The following is a 21,086-nucleotide window of genomic DNA, read 5'->3' on the forward strand; positions in this document are numbered from 1 at the left end:
CATCTCAGAGTGGCATGCAGGCTGGCGCTTCTCTTCCCTCTTCCTGACTGAGCATTCCTGAAAGCTCAGATTTTTTCCATTAGCCGAAGAAATATGAGCTTTCAGGAGTTTTTAGCCAGGAAACAAGAGAATACAGGCCAATGAGCAGGATTTACTACAGATACCAATGCAAAGGCATGGGGACTTCACATTCGTCCTTCCTGATGTGTGCCACAATTTCTGATAATTCAGGAACCGGAGATAATGATGGATATCAGCCAGACCCGTCGGACACCCGACCCGCATATGTGCAGTAGCACTGACAGCAAAACGCGCAGCCCGATGTCGCTCTATTCCGAATATCAGCGAATGGATATTGAGCTACGGTCGCCGCGCTTTATGGAATCTTGCCACTGGCATGGTCAAGTTGAGGTGAATGTCCCGTTCGACGGCGACGTAGAGTATTTGATTAACAACGAAGTGGTGCAGATAAAACAGGGGCATATCACCCTGTTCTGGGCCTGTACCCCTCATCAACTCACTCGGCCAGGCGAGTGCCAGAATATGGCGATTTTTAACTTGCCCATGCACCTGTTTCTTTCGTGGCCGCTCGACAGGCAACTCATCAACCATGTGACCCACGGCATGGTTATCAAATCGCTGGCAGCTCAGCAGCTTAGCCCCTTTGAAGTCCAGCGCTGGCAGCAGGAAATAAACAGCCCCAATGAACAAATCCGCCAGCTGGCGATAGATGAAATTGGGCTGATGCTTAAGCGCTTTAGTTTGTCGGGCTGGCAGCCGATTCTGGTGAACAAAACTGCGCGGACACGCAGCGTCGGCAATAACGTGTCGCGCCATGCGCAGTTTTATGTCAGCCAAATGCTGGAATTTATTGGTGCCAATTTTGACCAGGCATTGACCATCGAGCAGGTCGCGGAACATGTGAAACTGAACCCGAATTACGCCATGGGCATTTTCCAGCGCGTGATGCAGTTAACCATGAAGCAATACATCACCGCGATGCGGGTTAACCATGTGCGCGCCCTGTTAAGCGACACCGACAAGTCCATTCTCGATATCGCCCTGACGGCGGGGTTCCATTCCAGCAGCAGTTTCTACAGCACGTTTAACAAATATGTCGGTATGTCGCCGCAAAACTACCGCAAGCTGCGCCAGTTAAGAGGCGCTGGCAACTAACGCAAACGCTCAATTTAGGGCACTAACACAACGTGCCCGCCTCTCGCCCGCCCCCCTATTTATGCACCCCGCTCATCAGCGTATTCAGATTTCAGGACTAATCCCACCCGCAGTGCCGACTATGATTAAGAGTTCGATATAAAAAATGATGCTTTGCAGACGCAAACGTAGCCACTTTTCCTCGTTCAACATTCAGAACACTGGAGGCGGTATGAGCAACCATGACAATGAAGCTGGAAAAGGACACCAGCGTGAAGCAGGCAGTCATCCCTGGGCCAACAATATTGAGTTTTATGGCTTTAGCCTGACAAGACGAACCCTTCTGAAAGTGGGCGCGGCGTCCGCGGCCACTGCGGCTATCACTCCCCCGCACGTCTTTGCCGCAAGCGAGTCGGCGGTCACACCACCACCTGAAATGATGCAAGTTTCATTGAAAGTGAACGGTAAAAACCAACAGCTGGAAGTCGATACACGCACCACATTACTTGATGCACTGCGTGAACATCTGCACCTCACCGGCACCAAGAAAGGCTGCGATCACGGCCAGTGCGGCGCGTGTACCGTGATAGTGAACGGCCGCCGCATCAACGCCTGCCTCACCCTTGCAGTGATGCAACAGGATGCTGAAATCACCACCATTGAAGGCCTTGGCACACCGCAAAATTTACACCCGATGCAGGCGGCGTTCGTCAAACATGACGGTTACCAGTGCGGTTACTGTACGCCGGGGCAAATCTGCTCATCCGTAGCGGTACTCAAAGAAATTGAGATGGGGATCCCAAGCCATGTCACCCTGGATTTGGTTTCTCCAGTCCAGGCTACACAAGATGAGATCCGCGAGCGAATGAGCGGCAACATCTGCCGCTGCGGGGCATATTCCAACATTCTTGCGGCCATTGAAGACGTCGCCGGAGGGCAGAAATCATGAAGGCTTTTACTTATGAGCGCGTGAAAACACCTGCTGAAGCGGCAGCCAGTGCCCGGAATAAACCCGGTGCGAAATTTATTGCCGGTGGCACCAACCTTCTCGATTTAATGAAACTTGAGATAGAAACCCCTCCTCACCTGATTGACGTCAACGGGCTGGCGCTGGACAAAATTGAGCCCACAAATGACGGTGGCCTGCGAATTGGCGCACTTGTGCGCAACACCGACCTCGCGGCAGATGCCACCGTTCGCCGTGATTATGGCGTGCTTTCCCGGGCCCTGGTTGCCGGGGCGTCAGGCCAGCTACGCAACCAGGCGACCACCGCCGGGAATCTGCTCCAGCGCACACGCTGCCCCTACTTTTACGACACAAACCAGCCCTGCAACAAACGACTGCCCGGCAGTGGTTGCGCGGCCCTTGAGGGTTTTAGCCGCCAGCATGCGGTCGTCGGCGCGAGCAAAGCCTGCATTGCGACCCACCCGAGCGACATGGCCGTTGCGATGCGCCTGCTTGACGCCGTCGTCGAAACCGTCAGCCCCGGCGGTGAGGAACGCAAAATTCCGCTGGCAGATTTCTATCGCGCACCGGGTAACACGCCTCATCTGGAAACGGTTCTGAAAACCGGCGAGCTGATTACCGCAGTGACGCTGCCTGCGCCTTTGGGTGGCACCCATATCTATCGTAAAGTCCGCGACCGCGCTTCCTATGCCTTTGCGCTGGTTTCGGTGGCGGCCATCGTGCAAAGCAACGGTACAGGCCGTGTGGCACTGGGCGGCGTGGCGCATAAGCCGTGGCGAATTGACGCCGCTGACGCGCAATTAACTGACGGCAGCCAGAGCCTTTACCAACAGCTGTTTGCCGATGCCCAGCCAACGCCTGAAAACGAGTTCAAACTGATACTGGCGAAGCGCACGCTCGCCTCTGTGCTGACCGAAGCGAGGGGATAAACTGATGAAATTTGACCACCCTGCCAAAGCTAACCCCATCGACCGGATGAAGGTCGTCGGCCAGCCGCACGATCGTATTGATGGCCCGATGAAAACCACAGGAACCGCGCATTATGCCTACGAGTGGCATAACGAGGTGCCCGATGTCGCGTATGGCTATGTAGTGGCCGCCGCCATCGCCAAAGGGAAAATTAACTCGCTTGACCTTAAAGCCGCCCGCAACGCGCCCGGTGTGCTCGCCATTGTCACCGCTGATAACGCAGGCCCGCTCGGTAAAGGCGATAAGAACCCGGCGTTGTTGCTGGGCGGCCCTGACATTGCGCATTACCACCAGGCCATTGCCGTGGTGGTTGCAGAAACATTCGAACAAGCGCGGGCTGCCGCAGAACTGATTCAGGTAGATTATCGCCGCGAAAGTGGAAACTATGATCTCGCCGCACAAAAGCCGTCCGTCACCACTGCACCAAAAAGTGAGCCAGACAAATCGCTCGGTGATTTTGCCAGCGCTTTTTCTGCCTCTGATGTGCAGCTTGATGCCACTTACACCACGCCGGATCAAAGCCATATGGCCATGGAGCCGCACGCCACCATGGCTGCATGGGAGGGAGACAAGCTCACCGTCTGGACCTCTAACCAGATGATTGACTGGTGCCGGGGTGACCTTGCCAAAACGCTTAAGCTGGCTCCTGAAAACATCCGCGTATTTTCGCCTTATATCGGAGGCGGTTTTGGTGGCAAATTGTTTTTGCGCAGTGACACCTTGCTGGCCGCTCTCGGCGCACGGGAAGCGAAACGCCCGGTAAAAATCACCCTGCAAAGACCGTTGATTGCCAACAACACCACGCACCGCCCGGCGACAATCCAGCACATCCGCATTGGCACGGATAAAACCGGGCGAATCAGCGCCATATCCCATGAAAGCTGGTCAGGCAACCTGGCTAACGGGCCGCCAGAAACCGCGGTTCAACAAACTGAACTGCTTTATGCCGGGAGCAACCGCCAGACCGGGCTGCGGCTGGCAAAACTGGACCTGCCGGAAGGTAACGCCATGCGCGCACCGGGTGAAGCGCCTGGGCTGATGGCACTGGAAATTGCCATTGATGAAATCGCAGAAAAAGTCGGCCTGGACCCGGTAGAGTTTCGAATCCTGAACGATACCCAGGTTGATCCTGCCAACCCCGAGCGCCATTTTTCCCGTCGCCAGCTCATCGAATGCCTGCGGACCGGTGTAGAACGTTTTGGCTGGAGTCACCGCAACGCTAAGCCAGCGCAAGTGCGTGATGGTCGCTGGTTAATTGGAATGGGCGTCGGTGCAGGTTTTCGCAATAACCTGGTGATGAAGTCCGCCGCGCGAGTTCATCTTGATGCCGAAGGTATCGTGACCGTTGAAACCGACATGACGGATATCGGCACTGGCAGTTACACCATTATTGCCCAGACCGTCGCCGAAATGATGGGCGTTCCACTGGAGCAGGTAGTCGTGCGCCTCGGCGATTCCGACTTCCCTGTTTCCGCCGGTTCTGGCGGGCAATGGGGAGCCAACAGTTCAACGGCTGGCGTGTATGCCGCCTGCGTGAAATTACGTGAAGCCGTGGCGCAAAAGCTCGGTTTTGATGCGGGTACGGCGCTATTTTCCGACGGGAAAATTCACGCAGGTGAACACAGCGCCCTGATCAAAGAGGCCGCCGCTGGCGGGAGATTGACGGTTGAAGACGCCATCGAATTTGGCGACCTTGAGAAGAAATTCCAGCAATCTACTTTTGCCGCGCATTTCGTGGAAGTGGCGGTCGACATGGCAACCGGCGAGACACATGTGCAGCGCATGCTGGCCGTGTGCGCAGCGGGCAGAATACTGAACCCTAAAACGGCCAGAAGCCAGGTTATCGGCGCAATGACCATGGGCGTTGGCGCGGCGTTGATGGAGGAGTTAACCGTCGACACGCGGTTGGGCTATTTTGTGAACCACGATCTGGCGGGTTACGAAGTGCCGGTACATGCCGATATCCCCGAACAAGAAGTCATTTTCCTTGACGACACCGACCCAATTTCCTCACCGATGAAAGCCAAAGGTGTGGGTGAATTGGGTTTGTGCGGGGTGAGTGCGGCCATTGCCAATGCTGTTTATAACGCCACGGGCGTGCGGGTCCGCGATTACCCGGTGAAACTTGATAAGTTGCTTAAGGGGTTGCCGGAACTGAATTATGTTGTCGGCAAAAAAGCACCTTAACAGCCGTAGACTTTGGTCCAGTTATAATTTGTGAAGGCCAGCTGAACAGGTGCTGAAACATCACCAAAATGGTGCGTCTGGCGGGTTTTAAAATAATCCCGGAAGCGCGTGGGGAGAAATTCGGCCTGGTAGCGCAGCAGTGTGCTGTGCCAGAACGGAGGGGGTAAGGGAATATCACCGTGTCGTTCACGCAGCTTTTCGCGCCAGGGGGTTTTCACCAGTGCGCCTGCAAATGCTTCTTTTGCCGCCTGCCCGGCTTCATCGGGTGTGCCGGCTATCAGCAGTTGATTTGGCAGTGCCACCAGCCGCAAATTGCTGATGGTGACGGGCAAATCCTTTGCCTGTTGCGCGAAGATGGCGAAAAGCTCCGGGTCAACAGTGGCAATGTCCTCACTGTGGTAGAGCGGCATCGTGATGGCTAAAAAAGTAAAATGCAGCCCGGTAAAGGGCATGACATCAGCCTTTGTGTCGGTTACAGCCAACTGGTGCAGTTCATGCAACAGCCCATGCAGCGGATCCGATAACGCAGGCTGAATGCCCGACGTGATCGCGAGTTTATACGGGTCGTAATAAGCCGCTTCCCGTACCCGCCCGCACCCCGGGTTCACAGACCAGGTCGCGAGTGTTTTCTCGTTTGCGCGGCTGTATAGCTGTTGTAGTTGTTCAGCATTAAGCAATGGTCACCTCCGTCCTGGCCGTGATACTTCTGGATACCTTCACATTATCCGAATTCTCGGTTTGGCGCATTCCAACGGTTTAGCTCAACTATACTTAATGACTCAACGGCACTTAAGGAGTGAAGTATGTTTGATAAAACAACCGACAAACTTAATGAAGCAGCAGGTACAGCCAGAGAATTGTATGGCAGACACTCCAACAGGCCCGATGAAGAATTAAAAGGTGTGGCGAAGAAGTATGCATCGCAGGCGAGTTACGCGGTCAGAGATGCGACCGATAATGTCCGTGATCAGGTTTCCAGCAACCCGATTGCCGGTCTGGCAGTTGCTGCCGCAGTGGGTGTGGTGTTTGGTTTCTTGCTGGGTCGTAAATAAAGCACATTCATGCATTAATGAATGAACGCCCAGTGATGGGTTTATGGCAGCCAGGCGGCTGCCATCATTATTTTTAGAGGACCCGATTACCAGCCAGGTACAGCGCCACCGTTAAAGATGGTTTCTGCGGCTTTTGCCACTTCCGGTGACTGATACGATTGCAGGAACTCTTTCACATTTTGTGCATCTTTATTGTCTTCACGCGCCACCAGAATGTTCACATACGGCGAGTTTTTATCTTCGATAAATACGCTGTCATGAACGGGTGATAAACCAGTTTGCTGAATATAGGTGGTGCTGATAATTGCCACATCCACTTTGGCGTCATCCAGCACGCGCGGTAGTTGCGCCCCTTCCAGCTCCATAATGTTCAGATGGTGCGGGTTTTCAGCAATATCCAGCGAGGTTGGCAGCAGCCCTTTCCCCTCTTTCAGGGTAATCAGCTGCTCTTTTTGCAGCAGTAAAAGTGCGCGCCCAAGGTTAGTCGGGTCGTTTGGAATGGCGACTGTGGCGCCATCTTTGAGTTGGTCAACGGTCTTAATTTTTTTCGAGTAGCCCGCCATTGGGAACACAAACGTGTTGCCCACTGCCACGAGTTTATAGCCGTGCGCTTTGTTGTCTTGCTCAAGGAACGGGCGATGCTGGAAAACGTTAGCATCCAGTTCGCCATGGTTAGTCGCATCATTGGGCAATAAGGAGCCGCTAAAACCCACCAGCTCCACATCCAGGCCGTATTTCTCTTTCGCGACCTTTTTCGCGACTTCTGCCACATCCTGTTCTGCGCCGTTAATTACGCCGACTTTGATATGTTTTGCATCACTGCTTTTTTGGTCACAGCCTGCCAGCAACAAACCCGCCAGCACCACTGCCCCAATCCGTAAATGAGGTATCGTCAATCGCACGCTTTTTTCCTTAAAAAATAACAGCCAAATGATATTAAGATGACTATAGCAGCAGGACTCACGGGCCTTAAAAAACGAAAAGGTATCAACAAGAAGAAAAAAGCATATACCCGGATCATTCACGCAGTTGACGTATCAGCAGCCTGAAATCGGCCGGGTAAAGACGCATTATGATTTTCTGTCAGGCAGGCAAACCAGCAACAAACCCATGAAAATCACGCTGACCCCGACAAGTTTTCCGGCGCTGAAATGCTCATGCAGCCAGGGCAGCCAGATAGCCGCCCCCCACACCAGCACATAGCTTAAGCTCAGTAGTGGATACGCTTTACTCAGCGCAATGCGCCGCAACGCCATGAACCAGCAGCCCATCGAAAAGACGTAAGCGAACAAGCCAATAACCAGCACCACGGCACCGGGACTGACGCTCACAAACGCAGAAATAAATGCGTCGCGCTGACCAACCGGTGGGAGTGTCACCATCGCCCATTTCATCATCAGCTGAGCGCAACTGACTAACAGCACGCTCATTAATGCCCAGAAGTAGCCCATCAGGCAGCGCCTCCCAGGATGGTAATACCGACGATGATAAGCAACACGCCCAACCAATGGCGCAGCGAAACAGGCTCATGCCAGATAAAACGCGCAGCGAGCGTAATAAAGATAAAGTTCAGGCTGAGCATCGGGTACGCAACGCTGACCGGCACACGCTGAAGCACCAACAGCCACAGCAACATTGCACAACCCAGCAGGAGCAGGCTCAGCGCCAGCCAGCTAAACAAATGCCGACGCCCGCGTTGGTCGGAGGCCTGCTTTTGGCACAGCTGACCACCACAACTCAACAGACTCGCCAGCACAATGAACAAATAACTCATGGCGTTTTTTCATAGAAGAAGAGGACAAAACGCCCTTTGCGATAAAGATGGTCAGGGGCTGGCACATCTTTGTCTTCCGGCACTTTATCTTTCGACAGCAACACCACCAGCGAAACGTTGCCTTCTTTACGATGTAGCGCCAGCCAGCTGGCGAAATCTTCGCGAGAAACCAGGTTATCTTTCGCGTCAGCAAAGTTTGTCAGGCCGTAGTTAAGCTCGCCGGGTTTGGCATAAAGCGTAATATCGCTACGCTTTAATTCCCAGGCGATACCCGCACCTACTCCGACGCTGTCGGCCAGAATGTAGCGGCTGCTCTCAAGTTGCGGGCGCACTACATCAACGAACGCCTGCGGGTGTTTTGAGTCGACAACTTTGTCGGGGATAACACCACCGACTAACAGCGCAATGCCCAATGGACACAACGAGGCCCACTGCCAGAGACGGGCATGATTGCGCGTGGTTAAGTACCCCGCCAACGCCCACACCAGGAAGGCAATGCTCACCTGAACCACTTTCAGCACTTCATTGCTGGCATAAACCGGGTGTTTCGCCAGCCCCCACGGGGCCAGTACCAGCAGCACAACCAGGGTGCAAACTGTGCCAAATGCGGTGTTGATCCAGCCATTCACTTTTAGGGTGCGTGATGACGCAACCAACTGTGTCCCGTGGCGGGCCAGCAAAATAGCCAGCGGCGCGAAGCACGGCAGAATATAGGTCGGGAGCTTACCTTTGGCGATGCTAAAGAACAGTAGCGGCATCACCACCCAACCCAACAGGTAAAGTGTTCCGCTTTCGAGATGACGCTCTTTCCAGCTACGTTTAAGCGCACCGGGGAGTAACGCAACCCACGGCAGACAGCCCGCAATCAGGAACGGAATGTAATACCAGAATGGCGCTTTATGCTGGGCGTCTTTCTCAGCAAAACGCTGAATATGCTCAACCCAGAAGAAATAGTGCCAGAACGTCGGTTCCGCTTTCGCAATCGCCAGCGCCCACGGCAACGTAATCAGCGTGGCACTGATCACCGCCAGCAGCCCAAACAGCAACACTTCTTTCCAGCGTTTTTGCGCGATTACCCACGGCAACACGCCCAGCACCGGAACGGCTAACGCGAGAAAACCTTTGGTCATCACACCCATGCCGCAGGCCAGGCCCAGCAGAATGTAGCCACCTGCTTTTCCAGCGCGGGTTTTCGCATTGGCGGCCAACCAGAAACTGCACATTGCCGCGACCAGCCAGAGGGTAATCATCGGGTCAAGAACGGCATAGGTTCCCACGCCATACACCAACAGGCAGGTCAGGAAAATCACCCCGGACAGGACCGCGACGTTCTTATCACGCCACAGGCGGAAAGCCAGCCACACCACCATCAGCGCGCTTAAGATAATCGAAAATACCGAACCAAACCTGACCGCGAAATTGTTATGGCCGAAAATCAACTGGCTAAGGTTGTTAATCCAGTAGCCCGCCACCGGTTTTTCAAAGTAACGCACATCCAGAAAGTGCGGAACTATCCAGTTTCCGGCTGACAGCATCTCACGGCTGATTTCCGCATAGCGGGTTTCATCCGGCTGCCAAAGCGCCCGAAACTCAAGGGGAAGCAGGTACAGCACAGCAAAACCTAATAACAGAACCAGCGAATACTTTGACGATTTCATTCGTTCAACACTCAAATAAGTTGTTCGCTACCTAGCCAGCCTTCGCGGCCAGCAATAACACCGCGCACCACTTTGCCCAACGGCAATGTGGATAAATCCTCCGGCAACAGCTCGCTCAAGGGGCAAAACTGAATCCCTTCTTGTGCCGCCATGGTCAGCAATTCGCTAAAATCTTTGCGCATTACCATCCCTTCCACTTCGGCGTGGATGGTGTACACCGGGGTGCCGGTGTCTTGCTTGATGCGGTCAAGGATAAAACGGTTGTAGTTTTCACGGCTGACGCCATCGCCAATCACTTCATCCCAGGTGGGCAGCGTGACCGGAATTTGCACGGTTCCGGTGCTCCCGTCAGCCAGAAGTGGGCGAAACGGCGTGGTTCCCCGGCAATCACTGTTGTAGCTGAAACCGAAAGCCTCTTTCGCTTTCACAACACGCTGGTCAGCACGCCACCCGGCGACAGCTGAGCATGTCACCGGCTGTTCAATAATGCGGGTCAACGTATCAAGCCCAAGACGAATTTGCTTATCAAGATGATTGCTGTCCCAGACACCCGCCCAGGTTTGCCAGGCAAAGTGGTCCCATGCGTGCAGGCCGACTTCATGGTGATCCGCAACAGCTGCGATAATTTCAGCATTACCGGCACCAATCTGGCGGCCCGGCCATGCCGTACCCGCCAGCAAAATATCCCAGCCGTAGAGCGATGCGGCTTTTGAACGCAGCATCTTCCACAAGAATTGCGGTTTCACCAGCCGCCATAAATGGCGGCCCATGTTATCCGGGCCGACGCTGACAAAAAAAGTGGCCTGAATACCGTGCAAACTTAAGATCTCAAGAAGATGCGGAACCCCTTGCTGGGTGCCCCGCCATGTATCTACATCAATGCGCAGGCCAACTTTTCTCATGCCTGAGGTTCCGTCAGTTCAACAGTTTTAAGGAAGAAATCCAGGGTTTCGTCGATGGTTTTTTCCATCTCAACCGTTGGCGTCCAGCTCAGTAAGCGGTGAGCGTTACGGATGCTCGGCTTACGGTGTTCCACGTCCTGATAACCCTTGCCGTAATAGGTGCTGCTTTCCACTTCGCGGAAACCGGCAAACGGAGGGAAATGGTTACGCAGCGGGTGTTTTTCAAAGCTCGCCAGCAGCATTTCAGCAAGCTCCTTGATGCTCGCTTCGTTATCCGGGTTACCAATGTTAATGATCTGCCCGTCACAGTTGCTGTTTTTGTTCTCAATGATGCGGAACAGCGCTTCGATGCCATCGCTGATATCCGTAAAGCAACGTTTTTGACGCCCGCCGTCAATCAGCTTAATCGGTGAGCCTTCCACCAGGTTGAGAATCAGCTGGGTGATTGCACGTGAAGAACCGATACGCGCCGCATTGAGGTTATCCAGACGTGGCCCCATCCAGTTAAACGGACGGAACAGCGTAAAGCGCAGCCCTTCCTTTTCGCCATAAGCCCAGATAACGCGGTCGAGCAACTGCTTGGAAACCGAGTAAATCCAGCGCTGTTTGTTGATAGGCCCAACAATCAGGTTCGAGTTATCTTCATCGAACACTTTATCGGTACACATACCATACACTTCGGAAGTTGACGGGAAGATAATGCGTTTTTGGTATTTCACGCAGTCACGAATAATCTTCAGGTTTTCTTCGAAATCCAGCTCAAACACGCGCAGTGGGTTGCGGGTGTATTCGATTGGCGTGGCAATTGCCACCAGCGGCAGAACCACGTCACATTTTTTGATGTGGTATTCAATCCACTCGGAGTGAATGCTGATATCCCCTTCCACAAAGTGGAAGCGCGAGTTGCCGATGAAACGGCTAATCGCATCGGAACCGATATCCAGCCCGTACACTTCAAAGTTGTCGTCTTGCAGTAAACGTTCGGTCAGATGGTTACCGATAAAACCGTTCACGCCGAGAATCAACACGCGAGTGCGGCGCTTAATGGCAGAAACCGGCTGGCTGCTGATAATCGCACCGGCAACCAAGCCCAGGTTTTGTGCCAGTTGCGAGCCTTGCATGTAGACGCCGCTTTCGGTTTGCCCGGTCAGGATTTCCAGTGCACCGCCGCCGGTCGCAATGACCAGCGGGCTGACAGATAACACGGTTCCCGCTTTAGCGGCCTGCAAACCTTCCAGCACACGGGCTTTCCAGACAATAAATTTACTGCCGCCCACATAACCAAATGCACCCGGCCACGGATCAGTCACCGCACGCACCAGGTTGTTAATTTCATGAGCCGTAGATTGCCAGTTAATGCAGCCATCTTGCGCAGTACGACGGCAAAAAATGCTGGCCTGGCTGTGGTCTTGCTCAACCTGCGGGAAATGCCCGGTTTTGATCACCGGCAGAATATCTTCCAGCAGCTCAGATGCCGCTTCCGTCAATTTATGATGCAGCGTTAAAGCCGTGTCCGTCGGGGCGATCGCCACTCGATGCTGCGCCACAATAGCGCCGGCATCGGCACGGCTCACCATGCGGTGTAGCGTAACGCCCGTTTCAGTTTCGCCTTTCACCAGCACCCAGTTCAGCGGTGCGCGGCCACGGTAGTGCGGCAACAGCGAACCATGCAGGTTGAATGCACCCACCGTTGCACTATTCAGAATCTCATCGCACAGCAAATTGCGATAATAGAACGAGAAAATCACATCCGGCTGAGCGGATTTAATGCGGTCAACCCACAGCGGGTGGTTCACATCGTCCGGCGCATAAACCGGAATACCATGCTCCGCAGCAGTTCGTGCCACTGACCCGAAGAAATGGTTTTCAGAAGGTGCATCAGGATGGGTATAAATTGCCGTGATGTCATAACCGGCGGCTACCAGTGCGTTAACGCCCGCACACCCAATGTCGTGATAAGCAAATACGACAGCTTTCATTGATGATTTTCCTCTGAAGTTGAAACTGAGTCGCGGCTAACTACGCGCTGAATAAAATAACGAGGGCGGGCGCGGACATCGGTGTAGATTCGGCCGATGTATTCACCCAACAGTCCCATGCCGACAAACTGCGCGCCGATAAACATAAACAGCACTGCAAACAGCATGAACACCCCTTCCGCCGCCCATTGCGGCCCGAAGGCAATACGTAAAACAACCAGCAGAACTGAAAGCGTAAAGCCCAGCACTGCGATGATGCTGCCGAACACGCTGAGCATACGCAGCGGCGTAGTGGTCAGGCAGGTCACCAGGTCATACATCAGGTTAATCAGGCGCATAAAGCTGTATTTCGACTCACCAAACTCACGCTCGGCGTGATGCACAGGGATTTCGACAGCTTTACGCGCAAAGGTATTGGCAAGAATCGGTATAAAGGTGCTGCGCTCGTGGCAATGCAGCATCGCGTCGATAATATGGCGGCGATAGGCACGCAACATGCAGCCGTAATCGCCCATCGCTTTCCCGGTGGTGCTCTGGATTAAGCGGTTAATCAGGCGCGAAGCACGCTTGCGAAACCAGGTATCCTGGCGGTTCTGGCGCACCGTACCGACCACGTCATAACCTTCATCAGCTTTGGCGACCAGGCGTGGGATCTCTTCTGGCGGGTTTTGTAAATCGGCATCCAGCGTGACGATTAAATCCCCGGTCACATGGCTAAAACCGGCCATAATCGCGTTGTGCTGCCCATAATTTCGGTTGAGTAACACCGCAACAATGTGGCTACCGGGTTCTTCCGCGGCATCGCTTAACATGCTGGCGGATTCGTCGCTACTGCCATCATCGACCAGCAGAATTTCGTAATCTTTGCCGAGCGTTTCGCAAGCGGCAGTCGTGCGCCGGATAAGCTCAGGCAAACTTTCCTGCTCGTTGTAAACCGGGATCACCACGGACACTTTGTGGATGGCTTCTATTCGGGTCATGTTATTTTCCTGCAACTTCACGCAATGCGGTGATGACGCGGGTGACATCGTCGTCAGTCATCGTCGGGAATAGCGGAATAGAACAAATGCGATCGCTGTTCCATTCGGTATCGGGTAAAGCGAGTGCCGGATAGCGCTCACGGTAATATTTCTGGGTATGGGCGGCTCTGAAATGCAAACCGGTGCCAATTCCTTTTACTTTCAAAGCATCCATAAGGTCATTGCGGGAAATACCACATGAAGACTCATCAACCCGAATAATAAATAAATGCCAGGCGTGTTGATGCGCCCAGGTCGGGTGGATCAACGGTAAATAAGGGGTATTTACCAACTCTGCAAGGTAACGCTCGGCAATTTCTGCACGACGCGCATTATTTTGTTCCAGTTTCGTTAACTGGACCAAAGCAATGGCGGCATTAATATCGGCGAGATTGTATTTATACCCTGGGGAAATGACTTCCGCCTGCGGTGCACGCCCGAGTGTGTGCCGGTCAAAGGCATCCACTCCCAGCCCGTGAAACTTCAGGCTCCGCATCCGGTTAGCCAGTTGCTCATCATCGGTGACGATTAACCCGCCTTCGGCGCAGGTCATGTTTTTAATCGCATGGAATGAAAAGATTGCCGTGCCGCGATGACCAACATGCTTGCCTTTGTAATAGGTTCCGGCAGCGTGGGCGGCATCTTCAATCACCGGAATACCATGGCGCTCGGCAACCGCACGGATGGCATCAATATCGACAGGCGCACCCGCGTAATGAACCGGGATTATCGCCTTAGTCCGTGGCGTGATAGCGGCTTCAATCGCTTGCGGCGTCACCATCAGCGTGTCGCGGTCAACGTCGATCATCACCGGTTCAGCACCCAGTAACACAATCATATTCAGGGTAGACACCCAGGTCAGCGAAGGGGTAATCACCTCATCACCAGCCTGAATACCTAACGCCATCAAAGCGACATGCATCCCCGCTGTCGCAGAGCTGACGGCAATCGCATGCTGGTTGCCTGTTAACTCGCAAAACGCCTGCTCAAGCGCCTGATTTTTTGGCCCCGTTGTTATCCAACCAGACTGCAAAACCTCACTCACCGCAGCGAGTTCTTCTGGCCCCATAGCAGGGCGCGAGAAAGGAAGAAATTCATTCATTGAATAATCCCATAATTAGCCAGATACGCATGACGTTCGTGCAGATGCATTTATCATGGCGCAGATAAATTAAATAAAAGCACAACATGAATCATTCACAGCGCGGTTATTTAAACCGTCATTAAATTAAAACCAACTTAACAGAGATTCCTTAGCTCAATATTAAGAACAGCAGAATTTGAAAAAATAAAGCCAAAACAAAAAAGTTCCGTTATTCTTTCATTTATATGCAGTGATTGAGCAACCGTTTACTTTTCCGATCGCGTAATACATTAAGGTTAAATTAAGGTTGGTCATTAATAATCACATCCTCACAAACCCCGCAGGGGGTTTACGGCAGACAAGCGATGGCAAACCATTCTGTTTACCGTGCACCAAATAGATGACAAATGAACCAGTTGGAGATGTGAATGCCCGTACTTTTCAGGATGAAGGTTGTCCCACTGATTTTACTTTTGGCAGTGGTTTTTGCCTTCTTACTTAACTGGCCCGTATTACTGCATTTTTACGATATTTTGACTCATCTCGAACGCGTTAAAATGGGTTTCGTGATCTCAATTCCGTTCGTGTTAGTCGCGGCACTCAACTTCGTCTTCATGCCCTTTTCGATTCGTTATCTGTTAAAGCCCTTCTTCGCCTTGTTGCTCGTCACAGGCTCGATGGTCAGTTACTCGACGCTGAAATACAAAGTGATGTTTGATCAGTCGATGATCGAAAACATCATTGAAACGAACCCGCAAGAAGCGCATTCCTACCTGAATGGCTCAATCATTTTATGGATTTTATTAACCGGCGTGCTTCCGGCTATCTTGCTGTTTTTGATAAAAATTGAATATCCGGCAAAATGGTACAAAGGCATTGCTTACCGTTTGCTGTCGATGGTGGCCTCGCTGGTGTTAATCGCCGGCATCGCCGCACTCTATTACCAGGACTACGCCTCTGTCGGGCGCAATAACTCGACGCTGAACAAAGAGATTATCCCGGCGAACTACGTCTACAGCACCGCTCGTTACGTTCAAAGCGCGTACTTTACGACCAAAGAACCGTTCCAGTCGCTGGGTGATGACGCTAAACGCGTCGCCAATAAAGAAAAACCCACGCTGATGTTCCTGGTGATTGGCGAAACGGCCCGCAGCCAGAATTTTTCAATGAACGGTTATTCTCGCGACACCAACGCCTTTACCAGTAAATCGGGCGGCGTGATCTCGTTTAAAGATTTCCATTCCTGCGGCACTGCCACCGCTGTTTCCGTACCCTGCATGTTCTCGGATATGAACCGCACCGAGTACAAGGAGAAAAAAGCGTATAACAGCGATAATTTCCTCGATATCGTGCAGAAAACCGGCGTTTCACTGCTGTGGAAAGAGAACGATGGCGGGTGTAAAGGCGTGTGTAGCCGCATCCCGACTATCGAAATCAAGCCAACCGATAACCCGAAACTGTGTGACGGTGAAACCTGCTATGACGACGTGATGCTGGAAAGCCTCGATGATGAAGTCGCCAAAATGGCAGGCGACAAGCTGGTTGCCTTCCATATGATTGGCAGCCACGGGCCGACCTATTACCAGCGTTACCCCGCTGAGCATCGCCACTTCATGCCAGAATGTGCGCGCAGCGATATCGAAAACTGTACCCAGGAACAGCTAGTTAATACTTACGACAACACCCTTCGCCACACCGACTATGTGTTAGCGCAGATGATTGAAAAACTGAAAAAATACAGCGACCAGTACAACACCGTGCTGCTGTATGTTTCCGATCACGGTGAGTCATTGGGTGAAAGCGGCCTGTATCTGCACGGTACGCCATACAAACTGGCCCCGGATCAGCAAACGCATATCCCGATGCAGGTCTGGATGTCACCGGGCTTTATCGCTGAGAAGCACATCAATATCTCTTGCCTGCAAGATAATGCGGCGAAAAAACCCTATTCCCACGACAACCTGTTCTCGTCAGTGCTGGGACTTTGGGACATCAGCACCAGCGTCTATAACCCGGACAGCGATTTGTTCCGCGAATGCCGTGGCTAATCGTCTGTTGAGAACCACATAAAGCCTTGCGGCAACCGGATTACGGGTTGCCGCAAGCTGCCCGAAATCACAAAGGCTTATATGAAACAAATTACCTTCAGTGACCTACAACAACAAAGCGAGCAGGCCGCCCATTCCCCTCGCTTACGAGCTCATCGTAATTTCCACCCTGAATTGAGCGACCCGGTGCAGCGCCTGGCTATCGCGATGGAACCCGGTACCTACGTTCGCCCTCACCGCCATCCGCACACTTTTGAGCTGCTGACATCTCTGAGCGGCCGTTTTCTGGTGCTCAATTTTGATGAACACGGCAACGTGACCCACCGCGTAGTATTAGGCGAAGACTGCAAGGTGCTGGAGATGGATGCAGGAACCTGGCATGCGGTGTTATCGCTGGATAACGGCGGCGTGATTTTTGAAGTCAAACACGGCAGTTACCAGCCCATTGCTGAGCAAGATGCCGCCCCATGGGCTCCCGCCGAAGGCGAGCCGGGAACCGCTAAGCTGATGAAATGGTACGCGCTGGCGCAAGTGGGTGACGGCGGTTTTACTTTATAACCTGCCCCCGGCCTTTATCCCGATACTGCAACGGAGAGAGCTGGACGTGGTTTTTAAAAAAACGCGAATAAACAGAATGCGAGGAAAACCCCAGGCAGTCGCTGATCTCCTGAATAGAGAGCGTTGATTCACGCAGCATGCGCATCGACAACATCAGCTGTTGCTGGTTAAGCAGTTGCGTGAAGGTCACAGACTCCTGTTGCAGGCGGCGGTTCAGCGTCCAGCGGCTGATTCGCAGCTCCTGGCACACCTTTTCCAGTATCGAATTGACCGATGTTTCCTGCCCTGACAAATAACACTGCTCAATCAGCGTATTTACTGCCGTGGTCAGCGGTGGTTCGGCGAAGATTTGTTTTTTAAGCGCGCTGACATGGCTCTTTTGTAAGCGATTTAATAGCGGGTTAAACGACGCGTTGTCGCAATCCAGATAGCGATTTTCCAGAATAATGGCGTCATGCTCCTGGCGCAGCAAACAGTTTTTATTGAACAGATCATTCACCAGCGACTGGTGAGGAACCGCTGAGTCCGTCAACGCTATTTGCATACTCATTGCGGGGGAATAACTCTTCAATATGCTGCCCAGTAACACCAGGTTAAAGATAGCTGAAGGGTTATTAACGGTGTGCGGTGCCCGGTTTTTATATCTTATCCGGGTATGCAGCTCCCCTTTGTCTATAAAAAGATCGTCACAATTCCCAATCAGAAAGCGGTTATCCGAAAAACTCCATAATGCTGATTCCAGTGTTTTTTCATTCAGACACAGGCCAATTAGCTCGGGAAAAATAGCGTGGGAATGTTCAACACTATTAATGTAAATACTTTCCGGAATAGTACTTCCATAGAGTGTTTTGTTAAGCCCACTAATTTTTGCCATTAATTGATAATGGTTGTGTTCAGTAATACGACCATAAGGTTTGTCTATTTCATGCGTTGACAAACCAAGGCCCCCTAACAAGCTATTTGTGTCAATTCCTTTTTGACGTAAATTATTAAGACTTGTCCTATATATTGAATTAGATACGCTTCTGCTAAGCATGTGGACCTTGCACAAAGTTGAACGTTAATATTGTTTTTGTAATGTTAATGTATTGTAGCATCCTGCATTATTTTGAGATACCACTCACAAAAAAACGCCCTGCTCCCAGGAGCACAGAATTAGCTTTCCATTGCAAAGTGGCCCGCCGTTTATCTGGTTATTATTCCGCTGTTGTTGATTTTCTTACCTTTGCGATACCTGGCTTCGGCCGGTAATACCCTACATAAATAAGGCCAATAACAATGGAACCTTTAAACGTTAAACCAAAATTGAATACCCTGACTATCTGTCTTACCCTGGCATTAGCCGGAATGCTTTCGGGCTGTAATGACGATGATGACGACGATAAACAGGAAGAGCCGCCTGTTTCTCAAGTCAAAGACGCTGCTTATTACCAAAAAATGGCCAAAGAAGCCGCAGGTAAAATGAGCGTTGAAGAAAAACTTAATATGGTGGTGGGTCCAGGCATGGATTTTGGCAATGGCGAATATCCAGCAACCAATAGTAAAAATGATGTTTCCGGCGTTGCGGGTTATATCAACGGTGTCAAAAACGACAAGCTGGATATTCCTGCGGCAAAATTAGCCGATGGCCCAGCAGGTTTGCGTATTAATAGTACGCGTAATGGCAGTTCGGAAACCTTCTATGCCACCGCCTGGCCAATTGGCTCGTTGCTGGCTTCTTCCTGGGACACCAAATTAGTGGGTCAGGTCGGTAAAGCGATGGGCGAAGAAATTAAAGAATATGGCGTCGACTTTATTCTCGCACCGGGCATGAATATTCAACGTAACCCACTGAACGGGCGTAATTTTGAATATTACTCTGAAGACCCACTGCTGAGCGGGAAAATTGCCGCCGCTATCGTCGACGGTGTGGAGTCCAACAATGTCGGCACCACCATTAAACACTTTGTCGCCAACAACTCAGAAACCAACCGTAACGCCATCGATACCATCGTTTCACCACGTGCCATGCGTGAGATTTATCTGCGCGGTTTCCAGATAGCCGTGGAAGAAGCGCAGCCGTGGGCAGTGATGTCGTCGTATAACAAACTCAACGGCACTTACACCAACGAGCGCCGCGACCTGCTGACCGATATCCTGCGTAATGAGTGGGATTTTAAAGGCCTGGTGATGTCCGACTGGCTGGCAGGAACCCCGCAATTAACGGGCTGGAAGCAGTTAAAAGCCGGTAACGATCTCATTGAACCTGGCGGCTTTACCGACCCGGTAACCGGCGCGTTCAACAATACCGGCGTACTGGCCGCGCTGAAAGAATCGTATAACAAAGGCGATATTAACGAAGCGGATGTCACGGTTAACGTGGAACACATTCTCTCGCAGGTATTCCAGTCGCCTTCATATAACAATTATGCTGCAACCAACAAACCCGATCTCGCACAGCACCGCGTCCTGGCACGCCAGGCCGCGGCAGAAAGTATGGTGCTGTTAAAGAATGACAACCAGGCGCTGCCACTCACACCGCGTTTGAAACTGGCAAGTTTTGGGGTCAGCCAGATTGAAACCATCAAAGGCGGCACCGGCAGCGGCCAGGTGAATAACGAAGCCACCGTGATGTTGTCAGAAGGCCTGCAACAGCAGTACACCGTTGATGAATCGCTGACCTCGTTCTACCGCGACTATTACGCGCAGAATAAAGTCGAGCATCCAGGCTTTGTGGCGTCTATCGGGACTTACTTCACCTGTGATGACCCAGCTATTGACCCGGCGGTCATTGAAAGTGCGGCACAGAATAATGACGCGGCACTGATCACCATCGGGCGTATTGCGGGCGAAGGGGTTGACCGCACCTATACCCGTGGCGACTACCTGCTGACCGAAAATGAACTCAGCTTGATTAAGAATGCATCTGATGCGTTCCATGCCGCAGGCAAGAAAGTGGTGGTGGTGCTGGATGTTTCCGCCATCGTGGACACCACGGAATGGGCAGATAAAGTCGATGCCATTTTGCTGTCGTATCTGCCAGGCCAGGAAGCAGGCTTTGCTATCACCGATGTCCTTTCAGGCGTAGTTAACCCGGCAGGCAAACTGGCACAAACCATTCCACAACAGTATGCCGATGTCCCTTCCGCAACCACCTTCCCGGGCAAGGACACCAACGGCGACGGCACACCGGATGAAATCGTTTATAACGACGACATTTACGTGGGCTACCGCTACTACACCACCTTCAGCAAACCGGTGGCGTGGCCGTTTGGTTACGGACTGTCCTACACCACGTTTGGCTATGACGCGGCCAGTGTCGAGGCCAATACATTAAGTAATGGCGCGAAAGGCAGTGTCACGCTGAGCGTGTCGGTAACCAACACCGGTAACGTTGCCGGTAAAGAAGCCGCGCAGGTCTATATCAACGCTCCGCAAGTGAAGCTGAAAAAACCGACCTTAGAGCTTAAGTCCTTCAGCAAAACCGACGTGCTGCAACCGGGCGCCAACCAGAAACTGACCTTCACTATCCCTGCGAAAACGCTGGCCAGTTTCGACCCACAAAAGAACCAGTGGATTGTCGAACCTGGCACCTACAAAGCCTGGGTTTCCCCATCGTCTGACGTGACGGGCCGCGAACCTGTGACCTTCGACGTTAGCCAGGAAATTGTGGTCAGCAACACCACACCGGATGCACTTGCACTTCCGGCGGGTGTGAATGCCGCTGATTTTGTCACCGTGAGTCAATAAGCAAA

Annotated in this window: 18 protein-coding genes; 8 read left to right on the plus strand and 10 right to left on the minus strand. The window is 52.4% G+C overall.

The features are described from left to right. The first annotated feature begins 246 nt into the window (after positions 1 to 246). The 4 genes from melR to paoC all read left to right on the plus strand — a co-directional run bounded on the left by melR (position 247) and on the right by paoC (position 5,278). Complete coding sequence (gene melR, locus M975_RS09015) at positions 247 to 1,176, plus strand: transcriptional regulator MelR (RefSeq protein WP_245164380.1); 930 nt, start codon at positions 247 to 249, stop codon at positions 1,174 to 1,176. Between the two features lie 304 nt (positions 1,177 to 1,480). Beyond that, positions 1,481 to 2,104, plus strand: coding sequence for an aldehyde dehydrogenase iron-sulfur subunit PaoA (gene paoA / locus M975_RS09020; protein ID WP_425339002.1), 624 nt, complete (start codon positions 1,481 to 1,483; stop codon positions 2,102 to 2,104). Further along, complete coding sequence (locus tag M975_RS09025) at positions 2,101 to 3,051, plus strand: FAD binding domain-containing protein (protein WP_064558886.1); 951 nt, start codon at positions 2,101 to 2,103, stop codon at positions 3,049 to 3,051. Before paoA ends, M975_RS09025 begins: the two co-directional genes overlap by 4 nt. A gap of 4 nt (positions 3,052 to 3,055) precedes the next feature. After that, a complete protein-coding gene (gene paoC / locus M975_RS09030; protein ID WP_064558887.1) occupies positions 3,056 to 5,278 on the plus strand; it encodes an aldehyde oxidoreductase molybdenum-binding subunit PaoC in 2,223 nt (740 codons plus the stop codon). On the opposite strand, the gene M975_RS09035 is transcribed toward paoC, so the two are convergent. Next, positions 5,275 to 5,955, minus strand: a complete 681-nt coding sequence (locus M975_RS09035) for a hypothetical protein (protein WP_064558888.1) — start codon at positions 5,953 to 5,955, stop codon at positions 5,275 to 5,277. The genes paoC and M975_RS09035 overlap by 4 nt on opposite strands. A 126-nt stretch (positions 5,956 to 6,081) precedes the next feature. Here M975_RS09035 and M975_RS09040 point away from each other — a divergent pair, with 126 nt between their 5' ends. Then, positions 6,082 to 6,330: a CsbD family protein gene (locus M975_RS09040; protein WP_064558889.1), complete on the plus strand. Its 249-nt coding sequence runs from the start codon at positions 6,082 to 6,084 to the stop codon at positions 6,328 to 6,330. Positions 6,331 to 6,416: 86 nt separating this feature from the next. On the opposite strand, the gene nlpA is transcribed toward M975_RS09040, so the two are convergent. From nlpA to arnB, 8 genes are all read right to left on the minus strand, one after another. Further along, the gene (gene nlpA / locus M975_RS09045) at positions 6,417 to 7,232 is read right to left on the minus strand and encodes a lipoprotein NlpA (RefSeq protein WP_064558890.1); all 816 of its coding nucleotides are present in this window, start codon (positions 7,230 to 7,232) and stop codon (positions 6,417 to 6,419) included. A 168-nt stretch (positions 7,233 to 7,400) separates the two neighbouring features. Further along, positions 7,401 to 7,784 carry a 4-amino-4-deoxy-L-arabinose-phosphoundecaprenol flippase subunit ArnF gene (gene arnF / locus M975_RS09050; RefSeq protein ID WP_064559188.1) on the minus strand — a complete coding sequence of 128 codons (384 nt, stop codon included), beginning with the start codon at positions 7,782 to 7,784 and terminating at the stop codon, positions 7,401 to 7,403. Then, the gene (arnE, locus tag M975_RS09055; protein ID WP_064558891.1) at positions 7,781 to 8,104 is read right to left on the minus strand and encodes a 4-amino-4-deoxy-L-arabinose-phosphoundecaprenol flippase subunit ArnE; all 324 of its coding nucleotides are present in this window, start codon (positions 8,102 to 8,104) and stop codon (positions 7,781 to 7,783) included. Before arnE ends, arnF begins: the two co-directional genes overlap by 4 nt. After that, complete coding sequence (gene arnT, locus M975_RS09060; protein WP_064558892.1) at positions 8,101 to 9,762, minus strand: lipid IV(A) 4-amino-4-deoxy-L-arabinosyltransferase; 1,662 nt, start codon at positions 9,760 to 9,762, stop codon at positions 8,101 to 8,103. Before arnT ends, arnE begins: the two co-directional genes overlap by 4 nt. Positions 9,763 to 9,773: 11 nt before the next feature. Beyond that, entirely contained in the window at positions 9,774 to 10,664 is an 891-nt protein-coding gene (arnD, locus tag M975_RS09065; RefSeq protein ID WP_064558893.1) for a 4-deoxy-4-formamido-L-arabinose-phosphoundecaprenol deformylase, read from the minus strand. Beyond that, positions 10,661 to 12,643, minus strand: a complete 1,983-nt coding sequence (arnA, locus tag M975_RS09070) for a bifunctional UDP-4-amino-4-deoxy-L-arabinose formyltransferase/UDP-glucuronic acid oxidase ArnA (protein ID WP_064558894.1) — start codon at positions 12,641 to 12,643, stop codon at positions 10,661 to 10,663. Before arnA ends, arnD begins: the two co-directional genes overlap by 4 nt. Beyond that, a complete protein-coding gene (arnC, locus tag M975_RS09075) occupies positions 12,640 to 13,623 on the minus strand; it encodes an undecaprenyl-phosphate 4-deoxy-4-formamido-L-arabinose transferase (RefSeq protein WP_064558895.1) in 984 nt (327 codons plus the stop codon). Before arnC ends, arnA begins: the two co-directional genes overlap by 4 nt. Before the next feature lies 1 nt (position 13,624). Continuing rightward, a complete protein-coding gene (gene arnB / locus M975_RS09080; protein WP_064558896.1) occupies positions 13,625 to 14,764 on the minus strand; it encodes a UDP-4-amino-4-deoxy-L-arabinose aminotransferase in 1,140 nt (379 codons plus the stop codon). A 410-nt stretch (positions 14,765 to 15,174) separates the two neighbouring features. On the opposite strand from arnB, the gene M975_RS09085 reads away from it, so the two are divergent. Both M975_RS09085 and M975_RS09090 read left to right on the plus strand, forming a co-directional pair. Continuing rightward, entirely contained in the window at positions 15,175 to 16,794 is a 1,620-nt protein-coding gene (locus M975_RS09085; RefSeq protein WP_064558897.1) for a phosphoethanolamine transferase, read from the plus strand. An 81-nt stretch (positions 16,795 to 16,875) separates the two neighbouring features. Next, positions 16,876 to 17,352 carry a WbuC family cupin fold metalloprotein gene (locus M975_RS09090; protein ID WP_064558898.1) on the plus strand — a complete coding sequence of 159 codons (477 nt, stop codon included), beginning with the start codon at positions 16,876 to 16,878 and terminating at the stop codon, positions 17,350 to 17,352. On the opposite strand, the gene M975_RS09095 is transcribed toward M975_RS09090, so the two are convergent. Next, positions 17,342 to 18,289, minus strand: coding sequence for a helix-turn-helix transcriptional regulator (locus M975_RS09095; RefSeq protein WP_064558899.1), 948 nt, complete (start codon positions 18,287 to 18,289; stop codon positions 17,342 to 17,344). The genes M975_RS09090 and M975_RS09095 overlap by 11 nt on opposite strands. A 341-nt stretch (positions 18,290 to 18,630) precedes the next feature. Here M975_RS09095 and M975_RS09100 point away from each other — a divergent pair, with 341 nt between their 5' ends. Next, complete coding sequence (locus M975_RS09100; protein ID WP_064558900.1) at positions 18,631 to 21,081, plus strand: beta-glucosidase; 2,451 nt, start codon at positions 18,631 to 18,633, stop codon at positions 21,079 to 21,081. The last annotated feature ends 5 nt before the right edge of the window (positions 21,082 to 21,086 follow it).

It is taken from the genome of Buttiauxella brennerae ATCC 51605, assembly GCF_001654925.1.
In the GTDB taxonomy this organism is placed as follows: Bacteria; Pseudomonadota; Gammaproteobacteria; order Enterobacterales; family Enterobacteriaceae; genus Buttiauxella; species Buttiauxella brennerae.